Source organism: Tenacibaculum skagerrakense (assembly GCF_004345825.1).
Lineage (GTDB): Bacteria > Bacteroidota > Bacteroidia > Flavobacteriales > Flavobacteriaceae > Polaribacter > Polaribacter skagerrakensis.
Map to the genome: position 1 here is coordinate 1 of NZ_SLXM01000031.1, position 1,025 is coordinate 1,025.

General features: G+C 37.3%; 1 protein-coding gene. It reads left to right on the forward strand.

Annotated elements, in window-relative coordinates; all coding sequences use genetic code 11:
• The coding region (locus EV195_RS16600; protein ID WP_132796098.1) for a hypothetical protein at positions 1-1,025 on the forward strand (1,025 nt) is incomplete at both ends.

The following is a 1,025-nucleotide window of genomic DNA, read 5'->3' on the forward strand; positions in this document are numbered from 1 at the left end:
CCATACACTTATGGAGTAAATGGAGTTTACTCTAATAATTTAGTTTATAGTAATTTAACTGAAGGAACTTATGTTTTAACGGTTCGAGATTCAAATGGATGTCAGTTAAATTTAGCAGATATTGTAATTGATCCATTACCAACGGAGCCTACCTTTAGTTATAGTGTATCATATAACTGTGATGGTACAGGAAACGCAACAATTACCCCAACGGATCCAAGTTATACCTATACATTAGGAGCTACAACACAGGCTTCAAATGTGTTTAATAATTTAGCGGTTGGTAATCATACTGTTACAGTTGATTACGGAAGTGATTGTACAACTGATGTAATTGTAACCATAGCACCAAATCAAGAATTATTAGGTACAGCTGTTTTAGGAGCAGATGCAACGTGTAATGGAGGAAGCGATGGAGCTATTGATATTACAGCAAATAATTTTGGAACTTCATTTGATTATAGTGTTGATGGAGGAACTACTTGGACAACAGGAATTACCAGTAGTCCAGTTACGGTGACAGGATTAACAGCAGGAAGTTATGACGTTCGTATTCGTACTACTATTAACAGTAATACTTGTGATATTTCATTAGGATCTGTAACAGTTGACGAACCAACAGTTGTAGTTGCTAGTGGTACTATTACAAAAGAAGTAACATGTAATCCTGCAACAGGAGCAACAATTGAGCCAAGTGCTACTGGAGGAAATGGTCCTTACACATATCAATTGGATGGAGCAGGAGCATTCCAGACAGGTCCTTTTACAGATGTAGCAGCAGGAGCTCATACAATTATAGCACAAGATACTAATGGATGTTTATCAGCACCATTTAATATCACAGTAAATCCTTCAACAAACCCAACACATACAGCTACACCAACAGCATGTTATGATGGAACAAATGGTCAGATAGTTGTAACTGCATCAGGAGGATCAGGAAGTGATTACAATTTCAGTATTGATAATGGAGCAAGCTGGCAAGTACCAAGTCCAGTTACCGCTACAACATATACATTTACAGG